Source organism: Pseudomonas sp. MN1F (genome assembly GCF_009391885.1).
Taxonomy (GTDB): Bacteria; Pseudomonadota; Gammaproteobacteria; order Pseudomonadales; family Pseudomonadaceae; genus Aquipseudomonas.
In genome coordinates, this window is sequence record NZ_VZII01000008.1 from 1 (window position 1) to 11,723 (window position 11,723).

Consider the following 11,723-nt stretch of genomic DNA (forward strand, 5'->3'; position numbering starts at 1 on the left):
CCATCAGGCCTTCGGCGTAGCTGAAGCTGCGCACGGTGTCGCCGTTGCGGTTGATCACCGTGGTCAGCTGGCCGTGTTCGTCGTAGCGGTACTGGGTGAGCGTTTCGACGGCCTGGTTGTCGACTACGCGCTTGATGTCGGTCAGGCGACCCAACGGGTTGTCGTAGTGCAGGTGCACGCGGGTGCCGCCGGTGGCGCTGATGTCGGTCAGGGTGCCGTCGGGCGTGCGGGTGAAGTGCAGGAAGTGGCCGAGGGCGTTTTCGATGCGTTGCAGCGGCACTTCGGTGTTGCTGTCGGGCACTTCACCGAAGTAGAAGAACAGGTTATCGAGGGTTTGCAGCAGGTAGTGGCCGCCCTCGGTGCACACCAGGTACACCTGTTCGTGCGGGTTGTAGATGCGCTCGCCCGGTTGCAGGGTCACGAACGGGACTTCGCGGCCCTGGTTGTCGGTGAGGTAGATGAACGAGCCCTGGCGGCGCAGGCTCTGTTCCCAGGGCAGCACCCAGCCGCGGCCGAGCGCGCTGTCGACAGTGAGGTCGCTGGCGTAGAAGCGCGACCATTCGATCGGCATCAGGCCAGGCAGGCTGAAGTCGATTTCATCGGGGATCAATTTGCGCCCGGTGGTGAGGTCGACCGGGTTGCCGACCAAGCCACCGATGGCTCTGCGTGCCACGGGCTCGATCACGTAGCGGCTGGCAACTTCACCGGCGATGAAGCCTGCGGTGAACTTCAGGGCGCAGGGCATGACGGCTTTCATGCCGGCCTGGGTCCCGGCCTTGATCAACTGGGCGATACCGCCGGCTGCACCGGCAATGGCCATCAGCACATCCACGGTAGTGCGCAGCCATTGCGGGATTTCGTCATCCACCGGCAGGTAGCGGTAGGTGCCGCCGCCGACGATGACATTGTCGGAACCACCGGAAATGGTCGCGCCGCAGGTCAGCTTGTCGCCCTTGCGTGCAGCGGCGACGCTGTTGATGAAGACGTTGGTCGAGCCTTCGGCGATCTGCACCGGCCCGGGGTGCTTGTCGCAGGCGCCGATGCTTTTCTCGACCCGGGCGGCCTTGCGGCTGTTGATGAAGACATTGGGTGAGGCAGTGGTTATCGTCCCTGAGGGGGACGAGAACATACTGCCTATCGCCTCTCCGGCGGCGGTCAGCAAGCTGCCTCCGATACCGGCTGCGAGGCCGGCCAGCAAGGCCACGCCGAACCCGCAGGTGAAGGTGGCGATGGCCACCGTGGCCACCAGCGCGATGCCCAGGGCGGCCCCGATCAGGAAGCCCCCCAGCGCGCTGGTGTGCGATATCTCGTCGCCGAACCTGGCCGCTTCGAACATGAGGGGTTACTCCTGTTCGCCGGGCTCGGCGCTGGCTATGGTCGGGTTGCGCGGGTTGAAGCTGGCCAGCAGATTGTCCCAGTCCTGGTTTTGCTGAGCGCTGAAGTCCGCCTGTGCGGTGGTGGAGAAGATCAGCGCACGCCCGGGGCTGACGATGAAGGCGGCCTGGCGCTGGTAAAGCGGGCGGCCCTGGTTCATGTAGTAGGCATCGATCTGGATGCCAGCGATCGGCGCGGCCGCCGAAAGCGAAACGGCCTTGTTGCCCATGCGGGTGTAGCCGCGCAGCTTCGAGGTGAGCATTTTGATCTGGCGGTCGACATAGGCCTGCAGTGCTTCATCGGGCAGCAAGGTGTCGCGCGAGATGGTGATGCTCAACGGTGCCGGGACACTGGCGCCGAGGACGAACATGTTGACCGTGCGGTCCTCGAAACCTGCTGGCAGCGCGATGCTGCCTTCCTGCAACTCGTAGTCCATGCGATGAAAATTCCTGATAACAAAAAAGTGGGTGTCAGCGCAGCGCGAGGCCATCGAGCATGCGGTCGAACTCGGCCAGCCAGTGGCTCATGCCCGAACTGGTCGGATCGATCACACAGGCAATATCCAGCCACTGCGGCATGTCACTGCCGTCGACAGGGACCAGTGCACCGACAAGGCGGCCGTGACGGGGCTCGTGCCCGGCCTTGAAGTGGAAGTCCAGCGCCTTGGCCGGGCTGCCTGCAACATGGCAATCGCGCTGGCGGATCACGCGCATTTGCGGGTTCAGTTCGCGCAGGGCCTGAATCGCGGATTCGAACAATTGCTCCAGGGTCTGCCCGGCGCGCACGTCACGGCGGCGAATGTTCAGGCTAACGGCCTCGCCTTCGTGTTCGAGGGTGGTCTGGATGTCGCGAAAACGAAAACCGCCTGGGAACTGCAAGTTGAAACCACCGAAGGTGAAACCGCTGGCAACCTCCTGCAGCGCCACGGGGACCGGTTCGGCCTCTGGTTGCGGCTCGGCCGCCTTGGCTGCTTCCGCCAGCTTGGCCAGGCGTGCCTCCTCCTCCAGCGCTTCGCGCCGGGCGGAGATCCGGTCGTAGATCGAAGGTTTGTACATGAGCCTGGCCTCAGTCGTTGATCCGCACCGGGGCGCCCGTGATCTTGGTGATGTCGGTACTGGTGGTGGTGATGACCTTGCCCTTGATCTCGATGCCTTCCGGGGTCAGCGTGATGCTGCTGTCGCCCACCTGCAGGATGATGTGCTGCTTGGCCGCCACCTGTATGAACTGGTTGTCGACCTTGAGCGTGTAGGAGCCTTCAGTCACTTGCACCACGGTGTCTTTCTTCACCGTTTCGGTGTGCGTGCCCCCCACCGTGATCGAGCGGTTGTTCCCCACATCATGGGTCTCATCCAGCTCGATCTCGGTATCCATGTTGCGCTCGGCGTGCATGATGATCTGCTCGGCGCCGGCCTTGTCCTCGAAGCGGAAGAAGTTGGCGGTACCGCCGTCGCCCTTCATCGACCGGGTCAAGATGCCGCTCTGGGTCTTGTTCGCCGGCAGCGACCATGGCGGGGTGTTGGTGCTGTTGTACAGGCTGCCCATGATCAGCGGGCGGTCCGGGTTGCCGTCGAGGAACACCACCACCACTTCGTCGCCCACACGCGGGATCTGGATGCTGCCGAAGCCGCCGCTGGCACCGGATTGGGCGACGCGTACCCAGCACGAACTGTGGTCGTTGTGCTGGCCCTTGCGGTCCCAGTGGAACTGAATCTTCACGCGGCCCAGTTCGTCGGTGAAAATCTCTTCGCCTGGCGGGCCGACGATGATGGCGGTCTGTGGGCCGGCGATGGTCGGCTTTGGCGTGCTCAGCTGCGGGCGGAACGGGATCTTCTTGCGCACGCAGCTGAAGGTGTTGAAGTAGCTGGCCTGCTGACCGCTGAGGTAGTTGTTGTGCCCTTCGCTCTCCACGCTCATCAGCAGGAACTGGCGGTCTTCGACGGCGCCCTGGTCGTGGGTGTAGTGCTGCAGCAGCTCGAAGGTATAGCCGGGCTTCATGGCCCGACAGTTACTGGCGCCTTCGAACTTCTTGCCACGCAGTTCCAGCGCCTCGATACGCAGGCGCAGCAGGGTTTCGCCTTCGTCATAAGTGCCGTGGGTGTACTGGCCGGGGAAGTCGTAGATTTCGAAGTTTTCCACGTCGCCCTGCTTGTTCACGCTGTTCATCGCCACCGGCAAGCGGTTGTTGGGCTGGCGGTAGTCGAAGGTCTGCGTGGCCATCTTGCCGGACTGCAGCTGGCGGTTGCCGCTCCACTGGGTGATGGAGTCGGCGGTCTCGGTGACCGAAGCGCTGTGGAAGCGGATCTGCGGCTGCTCGGGGATGTCCACCAGCGTGCTGGAATCATCGCAGATGATCATGGTGTGGCCTTCGGCGGTGTGCTCGAAGTAGTAGAACATCCCCTCTTCCTCCAGCAGGCGCTGGACGAAGTTGAAGTCGGTTTCGCGGTACTGGGTGATGTAGGTGTAGCGCTTTTGTGGCCGGGTCAGGCGGAATTCGTGGCGGGAGAACGCCGGGCACAGGGCGAACACTTCGGTGACCACTTCCTCGACCGTGTTGCCCTGGAAAATCCGCGTGTCGAAGCGGTTCTTGAGCATCGAGAACCATGGGTTGAGGGTAGCGGTGTAACGCGCCATGCCACCGTCGCTGCCGATGCTGGCAAAGCGCGTTAGGTAACCGGTGATGTAGCGCGGGCCACCTTCGGCCAGCTCGATCTCGATGCTGACGTGCTGGCCCATCATCGACTTCAGCGGCACGCCAGAATCTTCGCAGACCAGCAGCAGTTCGTAGTTGAACGCCCGCGACAGGCCCTCGACGCCCTTGAAGGTTTCCAGCAGCAGTTCCTGCTCGGGGTTGGCCAGGTTGTGGAACTTGAACAGGCGGCGGTTCTGCGGCGACAGCAGCGCGGAGGCCAGGTCCATGATCATGCGAAATCTCCTTGAAAACACGGCCAGCACGCTAATGCGATGCTCAGCTACAACTCTGTTCTTGCGGGCGTATTCGGCATGCGCGCATCACGCGCGTGCCCTGCGGAATCATGCGACTGCCGGCATGACGGAAAGTGCCATCATGCGTTGAATTTAATGCGACCTGGTTCACATTACCGAATGCCAGGCAGGCAGAAGCGCCCAAAAGGAGACACCGGCAAATGATGCCCTGTCAACACATCGCAGGCCTTGAAACGCCGAGCTTAGAGCCCCGCAAAGCGATATCACATCGCCACTTTTCGCAACCGTCACCGCTGCATCAAAGCGCTATGGGCCATCGCCGAATGGCCCGTAGCAGAAGGTTTTTCAAGGGGTGAACGGAGCCCATAGCTGACCACGCCAAGTCGAGCTATCCGTTACCGTTTGCGTCCACGGCGCTTGCGGAGAAAAATGTTTCATAACGTGGATTGGTTCAAATTTTTCGACATTCATCCACTCTGGCAAATGGCTAGCGTGGGCACTGGCGGTACTGGCACTTGCGGCAAGCGAACAGCCATGATTCGTGCGATGATGCTTAATTGCCATCATTGCCCCACACCCCTGTCCTGAGAACAATGAACGCTCCGTCGGATCTTCCCGCCAATCTCGAGGTCTGACGCGACACGCTGCGCTCGCCGCCGAAGCGCCGCCTACCTCCATGGACAGTGAAGCGAAAATGGATCTTTTGACCAACATCCCCAGCTGGGGCGACATCGAACGCAATCTCGAGCAGAAATTCAGCGAGCTCAACCAGAGCGTCGACAGCGGCCTGAACAGCGCCCACGAAGCCTGGGACGGTTTCAGCCGCCGCGTGAGCAATGGCGCCAATCAGGCCTATGGCTACCTGGGTGGCCAGCGCATCGACAACGTACGCCAGGCCATGACCCTGTCCTACCCGATCATCCAGGACAACCTCAAGCGCAAGTGGTCTTCCATCGGCATCGAGCAGATCCTGCCGGTACTGCTGCAACTGGTCAAAGAAGTGTCGATGATCCTCGGCGGCAGCGTGGCGGTTGGCTCGCTGGCCGGTGGCGTGGCCGGAGCCTTTGCTTTTGGCGTCGGCGCGGCGCCGGGCGCGGTGGCCGGCGCCGGCATCGGCCTGCAGGTCGGCAACCTTATCCTCATGGGGCTTGGGCTGTCCGCCATCGCCGAGTACTTCTACCAAGGCCTGCCGGCCTGTTTGTCGACACTTCAGCAAGGCATGGCCACGGCATGGTTTGCCGAGGATGGCCTCAAGCCCGCTGGCCTGGACCCAACCGGCGGCTCGTCGGCGCAAGCCCAGGAGCGCGTCGAGCGCGCCGCGCGCCAACTGGCCCGCGGGCAGGAGCAGTTGGTGTTGCTACTGCTGACGGCCATTGTCACCTACCTGACCCGGGGGCAGCTGAAAGCAGGCATAGTCAGCAGCGCGGAAAGTATTGCCACACGTAGCGCCCGATTGCAGGCCGAAATATCCAACAAACAGTTGGCAGCATGGCTGGCGAAAAACGAGCAGAAGCTACTGGCGAACCCGGAACTACGGGTCAAGGAGGCGACTCCTCTCAAGCCAGCGGAGCCGCAAACCCTGCGGGAGTTCTACAGCAAGCAGGACCCGAATTTCACCTCGATGGAAGACCAGATCAAGAAGGTCAGCACCTTCAAGACCAAGGGCCTGTCGAACGCCCAGATCGAAGACTTCCTCAACACCGCAGATGGCGAGAAGCTGCTGAGCAAGCTGCAGGCCGCAGCCCCGGATGCCGACGCCACTACCATCTACTCGCGGGCGTTCGACCAGGTGGCGTCCGGGTCCACCATCCCCGAGGTGAGGATGATCGACTCCCCGCTGGTCAAGATCGTGCCCGAAGGGCAAAGTGTGTCGCCCTACTCGCCCTTCTTCACCACCCACGAGGAGCTTCAGGCAGCGGCCAGATCCGGCAAGACACTGGCTGACAGCTTTGGCTTGCCGCTGGGCAGTGAATCGACACGTTATTCGATCTTTGAAATGTCACCGTTGCAGCCAACCGAGGTATTTGTGAGTAAAGTTGCTCCTACTACCGAGCTGGGTGGCGCCATCTCACGCAGCGGCGAAGCGATGCAGTACCTCACGCCCAATCGCGGCGAATGGGGCACTCCGAAACTGATGGGCACCATCTCCAACTAGGGCTGACCATGAACACTGAAACACTCAAACAGAAGTCACTCAAGCTTCGCTTGATCATCGACAGCCTGAAGGCGCAAGACCCTGCCGCGATGAAGCTGAGCGTCGAACTGGAGCCACTGCTGAAAGCAGCAGACCAGGAACGCATCCGCACCCCGATGGAGTGGCGCGACATCCCTGGGCGCTACCTGTTCACCGAAGAAGGGCTGCAGCAGTATGCCGATCTCGAGCACGCCTTCGCCGAGTTCCGCATTGAGCTGACGGGGGGCGAGTCCCCTACCCTGCGCAAGCTCAAGGCGCGCATGGGGGAGAAGCCTTCGCTGGGATCTCAAGGCGAACCCAATGACCTCGGCTAGCAGCGAAACTGGATTAATAGCATTCAGGCTTCGAGCTGTTCTGACCTTACTCATCTGTGCAAGCGTGGGTCTGTTCGCCGTCTATTGGCTAATCACACACGTGCTTCCCATTTACGGCCAGATGTGGCGTTTCGCCTCTGTTATCGAAGTCCCGTATATGGCTTTTGGCTTGCTCATGACCCCGCCTGTCATGCTCGCTTGTGTCGTTGCCAGTGCTTTTGCGATATATACAGGCGAACGATTCGCGCCACACAACAAGTCCGCGTTCGGAAAACTCCAGACCGCAATGCTGAAAGCCTCTGTCTACTCATTAATTGCGGTCGCACCCCTCGCAGCCATTCTCACCACGGTAGCGCTCAACAAACTCGACTATACAAGTTTCCCCCAACTCAGAAAATCTGGCTCGGCCTGGCAAACCTATTGGGTAAGTCACCCTGGCTTTTGCTTTGTCCCTGACAGCTATACAGAAAACAGGTGGCCCTGCAAAAATGCAGAGGGCAAGCAGTTATGCATCAACATGGATGAATAAGCAGGGTCCACCAGCGCAGCGCAATACGCCTCACGTCCTGACAGCAAAAAGCCTGCCCAGCCACGAAGCGGCGCGCAGGTCTTTAATGGCATCTACATCCCTGAAGGTGTATCGACAGTTCTTTTTTGCCTCACGTGCCTTCAGCGCCCTCAAAGCCCAAATTTTGTCACGACTGTAGAACACCATGAACAAGGCTATGAACATGAAGAAGTAGATCAACCCGGTCATTGGCACATCATGGGCTTTCATCAGTGGGTAGGTCAAACTGCTCAGCCCCGCACCCAGCCCGGCTTGCCACCACCTCACCGGCTCCGGAGGCTCAATGGACACTACGCAAAGCCCCTCGAACTGAAGCACGCTGCTTTTGCCAGGCCAGACGCAAACCAGGCCATATGCCAACAGTGTAAGAACTACAGGGGCAAGGCACAGCGCAGTTGAGGCAAAACCGCCTAGCTTCATCTTTTTGTAACTGATGGCCATCGTTAGCAGGGCAGCGAACAACGGAGCGAAAGAAAGATTAAAGAAGAGCCGCAGATTAGCATAGACAACAAAGCGTTCAGTTCAAAAGGCACATTCAATGCACCACACGGTCATCACGACCACCGCAATGGCTGACAGGATGATAAAAAATGGCGGGCTAACGCCAATCATCAACACCGCTATGATGACCACCAGCAGCCATGCCGACCAAATTTTTGCAAAAAAACGCTCAACGGTAAACATGAGTTCAATCCATTTGATCAATCGGACGCAGAGCGCCAATCGTGCCTAACCTGCGAGCAGCCACCTTGCTGCTGCGCGATGGTGGCTACCCAAGTTGGGCCAACACGCTCCTGGGCTACCACGCACGGCTGCACAGCGACCCCGAACAGGATCGCTTGAGCGTGTTCGCAATGCCCTGCGGCATGGGCACGCTCGGCGATGCCGTCCTGCATGAAAACGGCTCGCTGTCGATCGAGGCCACCTATGCATTACACGCCTTGCTCGGGTGGTTGCGGGAGTGGGGAATCGAGGGTCGCATGGCCGGCTCAAAGCCGCTCTAGCAAGCCCTGCGAAACCGCTTTGGCGCGGCATATTCCGTCGCATTGCCATCATTGGAACGCGCCGTAATGGCAGTCGAGCTCCACCGGCTCGACGGCAAAAAATGAGACCCGCTTCACTTTTTGAAAAAAACTTTTCACGCCAATTTTTACCGCTCTCTTAGCACTTCCGCCCCCTGACTTTAGGGGCCAAAGCCCCATTTCACGCACTCGAAACCTTCAACCAATGGCATGGCGCCATCATTGCGCCGCATCACAAAACAGGGAAAAAATCGCGCCCCTCACCGGAACTTCTTCCGCAGTGGGGTGCCCTACTCGGCATTGCTGGCAACACGATATTCATGTGCCAGCACTCAAATTGCCGCAGCCGAGAGGCGCGATTTTCAGGTCCACGCCATTGGCGTTTCAGGACGATCAAGCAGGCTCATGGACGATGTACCGATGACACAGACATTCGATGTCGAAGCACTGATCAAGCTGCGTAGCCAGACGCGGGCGATCTCCGATGCGCTGAAGGCGCAGGCGGCGGATTACCTTGCCACCGTGGCACCGCTGATCCGTCCGCAAACCCTGTTTGGCGAATACCTGCAAGGCGCCCAGCGCAGCAGCGGGCGCGAAACACAGGGCCATTTCCAGTCGTTGATCGAACTCTACGAGCGCATTGGCTCGGCCGCGCCGTTCCAGCTGGTCAGCGAGCTGGAAGTGCCGCTGAACCTGATCAGCACTACCCCCGAACTGTTCCCGCTGGAATACGACAAGGTCCTCGAACAGAGCGGCCAGGTCATCCGTATCACCAGCCCGACGCGCTGGGTGGTGGGCTTCCACGCGTTCGACCTGGCGCAGTTTCGCAACGTCATCAAAGACCCCAACCGCAGCAGCGCCGAGCTGTACCGCTTCGTGGTGCACTACCTGGTGCTGTTCTACTGCCTGAGCAAGTCGCCAGGCCTGGGCCGCCTGTTCGAAGGCCTGCGCTACGGGCTGAGCTTCGAGCGCCTGAAGGGCTTTGGCGACCTGCCGTTCTGCGTCATCAGCTCACCGGTGCGCTCGGAACTTCCGGACGATTCGGTCATCCGTAGCAGCACGCAGATTGCCGGCAACACCAGCTTCGAAGAGCTGGTGGGGCGCGACAACATCCTGGAAATGAACGACGACATCCGTCAGCGCCTGCTGCTGACGATCGAAGGACTGTAACGCGCAGGGCCCGGTCACGGGCCGCGCAATGATTCGCAGCGAATTGCTCGCACTGGAGAACACGATGGCGAAGAAGGAAAGCACCCAGCACAAACTCGACCGCGTTCGCGCGCCTCGGGTCCATATCACCTACGACGTGGACATCGGCGATGCCATCGAGAAAAAGGAGCTGCCCTTTGTCGTCGGCGTGCTGGGCGATTTCTCCGGCAACCCGCTGGAGCCGCTGCCCAAGCTCAAGGACCGCAAGTTCGTCTTCATCGACCGCGACAACTTCAACGGCGTGCTCAAGGGCATCAAGCCGCGGCTGACCTACCGCGTCGACAACACCCTGGCCAAGAACGGCACCCAGCTGGGCGTCGAGCTGAACTTCAACAGCCTCGAAGACTTCGAGCCACAGAATGTGGTGAAGCAGGTCGAGCCGCTGCGCAAGCTGCTGGAAGTGCGTAACAAACTGGCCGACCTGCGCAACAAGATGGGCGGCAACGACAAGCTCGAAGAGCTGCTGATGGACGTGCTGCAGAACACCGAAAAGCTCAAGACATTGGGCCAGGAATTCGGCCGTGAAGCCGAAGTGAAAGACCCGTCCAGCGACGATCGCGCCTGAGCAGGAGCCCGAACATGACCGACAAGCAAACCGCACCGCAACAGGCCGGCGACCTGGTCGAAGTGGAAAACTTCGCCCCGCAGCCATCGCTGCTCGACAGCATCATTTCGCAAAGCCGCGTGGCCCGCTCCGACACCGAGCGCAACCGCACCCGCGACCTGATCGGCGAACTCGTAAACCAGGTGCTCGAGGGCGAAATGACCCCGAGCAAAGACCTGATCGCCGTGCTCGACGCGCGCATCGCCGAAATCGATTCGATGCTCTCCGAGCAGATGAACGAGATCATGCACGCCCGTGAGTTCCAGCAGCTGGAAGCCTCCTGGCGCGGCCTGAAGTACCAGGTCGACCAGACCGAAACCAGCACCACGCTGAAGATCCACCTGCTCAACGCCTCGAAGAAAGACCTGGTGCGCGACCTCAAGGCCGCCAGCGAATTCGACCAGAGCGCGCTGTTCAAGAAGGTCTACGAAGAAGAGTACGGCACCTTCGGTGGCGCCCCGTTCGGCATGCTGATCGGCGACTACGAGTTCAAGCGCAGCCCCGAAGACATGTACCTGCTCGAAGAGATCTCGCACGTCGCCGCTGCGGCCCACGCGCCGTTCATCTCGGCGGCCTCGCCCGAGCTGTTCGGCTGGGACTCGTTCACCGAGATGTCCGGCCCGCGTGACCTGGCGAAGATCTTCGACACCGTCGAATACGCCAAGTGGAAGTCGTTCCGCGCCTCGGAAGATTCGCGCTACGTCGGCCTCACCCTGCCCCACGTGCTTGGCCGCCTGCCGTATGGCCCGGATACCACGCCGGTGGAAGAATTCAACTTCGTCGAAAGCGTCGACGGCCGCGACCACAACAAGTACCTGTGGATGAACGCCGCCTACGCCCTCGGCACCCGCGTCACCGATGCGTTCTCGCGCTACGGCTGGTGCGTGGCGATCCGCGGCGTCGAAGGTGGCGGCCTGGTCGAAGGCCTGCCGACTCACACCTTCAAGACCGATGACGGCGAAATCGCCCTCAAGTGCCCGACCGAGATCGCCATCACCGACCGCCGCGAAAAAGAGCTGTCGGACCTCGGCTTCATCCCTCTGGTGCACTGCAAGGGCACTGACTACGCGGCCTTCTTCGGCACCCAGTCGGCGCAGAAGCAGAAGCAGTACAACACCGACATCGCCAACGCCAACGCACGCCTGTCGGCGCAGCTGCAGTACATCTTCGCCACCTCGCGTATCGCCCACTACATGAAGGCGATCATGCGCGACAAGATCGGCAGCTTCGCCTCGCGCATGGATGTGGAACGCTTCCTCAACCAGTGGCTGGCCAGCTACGTGCTGCTCGACGACACCGCAAGCCAGGAGGCCAAGGCCAAGTTCCCGCTGCGCGAAGCCCGTGCCGAGGTGTTCGAAGTGCCCGGCAAGCCAGGCGTGTACAAGGCCGTGACCTACCTGCGCCCGCACTACCAGCTCGACGAACTGACCGCCTCGCTGCGCCTGGTCGCCGAACTGCCGCAAGGCGCCCGCGGCTGACCGGCCGCTGTGTACAG

General features: G+C 60.9%; 13 protein-coding genes. 7 read left to right on the forward strand and 6 right to left on the reverse strand.

What is annotated here, in order from left to right; all coding sequences use genetic code 11:
• The 4 genes from F6X59_RS04585 to tssI form a co-directional block, all read right to left on the reverse strand.
• A partial coding sequence (locus F6X59_RS04585) for a DUF6531 domain-containing protein (RefSeq protein ID WP_178120032.1) occupies window positions 1–1,336 on the reverse strand: 1,336 nt, incomplete at its 3' end.
• 6 nt (window positions 1,337–1,342) lie between these two features.
• On the reverse strand, window positions 1,343–1,810 hold the full coding sequence (locus F6X59_RS04590) for a DcrB-related protein (protein WP_152954912.1): 468 nt from the start codon (window positions 1,808–1,810) through the stop codon (window positions 1,343–1,345).
• 34 nt (window positions 1,811–1,844) lie between these two features.
• Window positions 1,845–2,429, reverse strand: a complete 585-nt coding sequence (locus F6X59_RS04595) for a DcrB-related protein (RefSeq protein WP_152954913.1) — start codon at window positions 2,427–2,429, stop codon at window positions 1,845–1,847.
• Window positions 2,430–2,439: 10 nt separating this feature from the next.
• Window positions 2,440–4,296 carry a type VI secretion system tip protein TssI/VgrG gene (gene tssI, locus F6X59_RS04600; RefSeq protein ID WP_152954914.1) on the reverse strand — a complete coding sequence of 619 codons (1,857 nt, stop codon included), beginning with the start codon at window positions 4,294–4,296 and terminating at the stop codon, window positions 2,440–2,442.
• 715 nt (window positions 4,297–5,011) lie between these two features.
• On the opposite strand from tssI, the gene F6X59_RS04605 reads away from it, so the two are divergent.
• Genes F6X59_RS04605 through F6X59_RS04615 form a run of 3 tightly spaced genes read left to right on the forward strand, consistent with a single transcriptional unit; the run spans window position 5,012 to window position 7,354 of the window.
• Window positions 5,012–6,472 carry a DUF6861 domain-containing protein gene (locus tag F6X59_RS04605; RefSeq protein WP_152954915.1) on the forward strand — a complete coding sequence of 487 codons (1,461 nt, stop codon included), beginning with the start codon at window positions 5,012–5,014 and terminating at the stop codon, window positions 6,470–6,472.
• Window positions 6,473–6,480: 8 nt separating this feature from the next.
• On the forward strand, window positions 6,481–6,825 hold the full coding sequence (locus tag F6X59_RS04610; RefSeq protein WP_178120033.1) for a hypothetical protein: 345 nt from the start codon (window positions 6,481–6,483) through the stop codon (window positions 6,823–6,825).
• Complete coding sequence (locus F6X59_RS04615; RefSeq protein ID WP_178120034.1) at window positions 6,812–7,354, forward strand: hypothetical protein; 543 nt, start codon at window positions 6,812–6,814, stop codon at window positions 7,352–7,354. The genes F6X59_RS04610 and F6X59_RS04615 overlap by 14 nt, the downstream gene beginning before the upstream one ends.
• Window positions 7,355–7,384: 30 nt before the next feature.
• Here F6X59_RS04615 and F6X59_RS28570 read toward each other — a convergent pair whose 3' ends face one another.
• Both F6X59_RS28570 and F6X59_RS28575 read right to left on the reverse strand, forming a co-directional pair.
• Entirely contained in the window at window positions 7,385–7,834 is a 450-nt protein-coding gene (locus F6X59_RS28570; protein WP_256669059.1) for a hypothetical protein, read from the reverse strand.
• 81 nt (window positions 7,835–7,915) lie between these two features.
• A complete protein-coding gene (locus F6X59_RS28575; RefSeq protein ID WP_256669060.1) occupies window positions 7,916–8,077 on the reverse strand; it encodes a hypothetical protein in 162 nt (53 codons plus the stop codon).
• Window positions 8,078–8,118: 41 nt separating this feature from the next.
• Here F6X59_RS28575 and F6X59_RS04625 point away from each other — a divergent pair, with 41 nt between their 5' ends.
• The 4 genes from F6X59_RS04625 (at window position 8,119) to tssC (ending at window position 11,706) form a co-directional block, all read left to right on the forward strand.
• On the forward strand, window positions 8,119–8,397 hold the full coding sequence (locus F6X59_RS04625) for a hypothetical protein (RefSeq protein WP_256669061.1): 279 nt from the start codon (window positions 8,119–8,121) through the stop codon (window positions 8,395–8,397).
• A 438-nt stretch (window positions 8,398–8,835) separates the two neighbouring features.
• On the forward strand, window positions 8,836–9,585 hold the full coding sequence (locus F6X59_RS04630) for a hypothetical protein (protein WP_027917412.1): 750 nt from the start codon (window positions 8,836–8,838) through the stop codon (window positions 9,583–9,585).
• A 64-nt stretch (window positions 9,586–9,649) separates the two neighbouring features.
• Window positions 9,650–10,189, forward strand: coding sequence for a type VI secretion system contractile sheath small subunit (gene tssB / locus F6X59_RS04635; protein ID WP_060511758.1), 540 nt, complete (start codon window positions 9,650–9,652; stop codon window positions 10,187–10,189).
• 14 nt (window positions 10,190–10,203) lie between these two features.
• Window positions 10,204–11,706, forward strand: a complete 1,503-nt coding sequence (gene tssC, locus F6X59_RS04640) for a type VI secretion system contractile sheath large subunit (RefSeq protein ID WP_060511716.1) — start codon at window positions 10,204–10,206, stop codon at window positions 11,704–11,706.
• Window positions 11,707–11,723 lie beyond the last annotated feature (17 nt).

What these genes read in the sequence shown, in the direction of transcription:
- F6X59_RS04590 (WP_152954912.1), bottom strand. Translation starts at nt 1,810, where the DNA reads ATGGACTACGAGTTGCAGGAAGGCAGCATCGCGCTGCCAGCAGGTTTC.
- F6X59_RS04595 (WP_152954913.1), bottom strand. Translation starts at nt 2,429, where the DNA reads ATGTACAAACCTTCGATCTACGACCGGATCTCCGCCCGGCGCGAAGCG.
- tssI (WP_152954914.1), bottom strand. Translation starts at nt 4,296, where the DNA reads ATGATCATGGACCTGGCCTCCGCGCTGCTGTCGCCGCAGAACCGCCGC.
- F6X59_RS04605 (WP_152954915.1), top strand. Translation starts at nt 5,012, where the DNA reads ATGGATCTTTTGACCAACATCCCCAGCTGGGGCGACATCGAACGCAAT.
- F6X59_RS04610 (WP_178120033.1), top strand. Translation starts at nt 6,481, where the DNA reads ATGAACACTGAAACACTCAAACAGAAGTCACTCAAGCTTCGCTTGATC.
- F6X59_RS04615 (WP_178120034.1), top strand. Translation starts at nt 6,812, where the DNA reads ATGACCTCGGCTAGCAGCGAAACTGGATTAATAGCATTCAGGCTTCGA.
- F6X59_RS28570 (WP_256669059.1), bottom strand. Translation starts at nt 7,834, where the DNA reads ATGGCCATCAGTTACAAAAAGATGAAGCTAGGCGGTTTTGCCTCAACT.
- F6X59_RS28575 (WP_256669060.1), bottom strand. Translation starts at nt 8,077, where the DNA reads ATGTTTACCGTTGAGCGTTTTTTTGCAAAAATTTGGTCGGCATGGCTG.
- F6X59_RS04630 (WP_027917412.1), top strand. Translation starts at nt 8,836, where the DNA reads ATGACACAGACATTCGATGTCGAAGCACTGATCAAGCTGCGTAGCCAG.
- tssB (WP_060511758.1), top strand. Translation starts at nt 9,650, where the DNA reads ATGGCGAAGAAGGAAAGCACCCAGCACAAACTCGACCGCGTTCGCGCG.
- tssC (WP_060511716.1), top strand. Translation starts at nt 10,204, where the DNA reads ATGACCGACAAGCAAACCGCACCGCAACAGGCCGGCGACCTGGTCGAA.